The 1,058-nt window shown below is 34.6% G+C and carries 1 protein-coding gene and 1 pseudogene; one reads left to right on the top strand and one right to left on the bottom strand.

From position 1 onward, the window contains the following. Window positions 1-174: 174 nt before the first annotated feature. Window positions 175-816 carry a PAQR family membrane homeostasis protein TrhA gene (gene trhA, locus VXQ92_RS20910; protein WP_416683057.1) on the bottom strand — a complete coding sequence of 214 codons (642 nt, stop codon included), beginning with the start codon at window positions 814-816 and terminating at the stop codon, window positions 175-177. 126 nt (window positions 817-942) lie between these two features. On the opposite strand from trhA, the pseudogene VXQ92_RS20905 reads away from it, so the two are divergent. Continuing rightward, a pseudogene (locus tag VXQ92_RS20905) lies at window positions 943-1,058 on the top strand (methyltransferase); the annotation flags it as partial.

Below are 1,058 nucleotides of genomic sequence, written 5' to 3'. Positions count from 1 at the left end.
TGGCTACTACAGGAGCAGCAGTCGCAGAGGTTGACTCCATATAAGTCCTTATATCAGTTAAAATTTATTTTTAATTTACTATTCTCTTTAAAGGCATATTTTTCTTAAAAGAATAGCGTGAAAGAACATCATCCATGACTCTTTCAGGATCACTGAATATGAGTGAAAAATGGACTAAACAACGTACCAATAGATAGCAAGAAAGTGTGCACCTGCACCTAAAAGCACAAAAATATGCCATATCGCATGGGTATATCTTACCTTTTTTAACGCGTAAAACAATGCTCCAACGGTGTAAGCTAAACCTCCAGTAATCAATAACATCAAAGTATCTTTGCTTAAATAGGTTCGCATATCATCCATTACAAAAACGGCAAGCCAACCCATAAGGACATAAGCAAGTAGCGAAATTTTCTGAAAACGGTGAATAAAAACTAACTTGAAAAGTGTACCAATTGCAGCAATGCTCCAGAGCGCAATAAGTAAAATATGAGCTTTTTGTGTAGGTATAGCAATGCTTAAGAACGGGGTATATGTTCCAGCAATTAAATAATAAATAGCTGTGTGATCGAGTTTTTTATACCAGTAACGTAAATTTTGTGTTTGTGCAAAATGATAGAGAGTCGAACTAGTAAACACGAGAATTAAGCTAAAAGCATATACCCATAAACCTACCCACTGGGCAGTGGAAAGATAAGATCCTTTTATAATTAAAAAGACAGAGGCAACTACTGCCATAACCACACCAGCGCCATGGCTGTAGGCATTAAAAAGTTCTTCTTTTGGGTCGTTGTTTTCTAACACCGATTTACTCATAAGTTTATTTTTTGATTAAAAATACAAATGTATAGAAATACAAAACAGCCGTAAAGTTATTTTATTTTTAATCCTATACCCTTTAAACTTTCACTTTATATGAGTCACCATTTTTTAGGTATATCAGTGTCGGTTTTCTCCTTTGAGCAAGAACAGCAATTCTTTCATGAAATCAAACAAATGTTTGATCAGCAGACTTTTGAGCGTTTGATTTTGAGCCAATATAAAGGAGAGTTGACACA

The organism is Acinetobacter sp. 228 (assembly GCF_048147885.1).
This window is presented reverse-complemented; position numbering and strand designations above follow the sequence as displayed.